Annotated in this window: 1 pseudogene; it reads right to left on the bottom strand. The window is 71.7% G+C overall.

The features are described from left to right. Window positions 1–70: 70 nt before the first annotated feature. Window positions 71–1,024 (bottom strand): annotated as a pseudogene (locus tag AC1DYN_RS32725) (hypothetical protein); the annotation flags it as partial.

Here is a 1,024-nt window from a genome sequence, read left to right on the forward strand (position 1 = left end):
ATCCCGGATTGCGCTGCGCTTCATCCGGGCTACGGAACCCGTAGCCCGAATGCCAATCCGGGGACTGCCGTCAGCGTGAGCCGCCGCGTTTTTTCGGGCTGCGGGTGGCGTCGAGTTCGCTCAACTCGCTGAGATCGAAATCCAGCCCGGGACGGGAATCGACGGCCGGGCTGCCGAGCTTGGCCGGGTCGGTGGAGATGTCCAGGTCCAGCGTCAGCCGCTCCAGGTCGGGGGCCGGCGGCTGCGGCGACGGGGCCAGCGGCGCCAGTGCCGAATCGGCGCGCGGCGCATTCAGCGACGCGCTGGGCGAGCCGGTGTCGATCGGCAGCAGCAGGTCGACGCCCTCGGGCCGCACGTCGCGCTCGGCCAGGTCGCGCGCGATGCCGTACAGGAACAGCAGGTCGCGGTAGGCCGGCACGTCGAACGGCGGCCCCTGGTTGCGGCGGAACAGCGCACCGTCGAGCAAGGCCATCGCCTCGCCCGGCGCCGACCACAGGCCCTGCAGCCGCGCCGTCAGCTCGGGGTAGCCGTCCTCGAGGCTGCGTTCCTTGGACGGATCGTTCTCGTCCCACTCGGTGGCATAGGCGTTGAAGCGGCGGTTGAAGCGCTCGCGGATGCGGTCGTACGGATCGCGCTCGCCACGGCGGCGGTAGATCTCCATCAGCTTCAGGTACGGCAGCGGGCTCACGCCGCCGGTGCTGCGCACATGGCCCATCAGCAGGTCGACGGCGGCATCGTCCTGGCCCAGCACGACGAAGAACTCGACCTGCTGGTCGAGGTCGATCAGTTCGTCGGCTGACATCGGCCGGTTCGGTTCCAGCGTGTCGGGATCGAAGTCGGTCGACGGCTGCGTCGCCGATGAGGACAGCGCAGCCTGCGCGGCCGCCACGGCGCGCGGCGTCAGCGTGACGTCGCCGAAGTTGGGCGGTGGTGCCCGCTTCAGCACCGGCGGCGGCGTGTCGACCAGCACGGCGTCGGCGCGCGGCGGCTCCGCCGGCACAGGGGCTGCCGCCTCGGCCGGGGC

Source organism: Rhizobacter sp. P2_D12 (genome assembly GCF_056404395.1).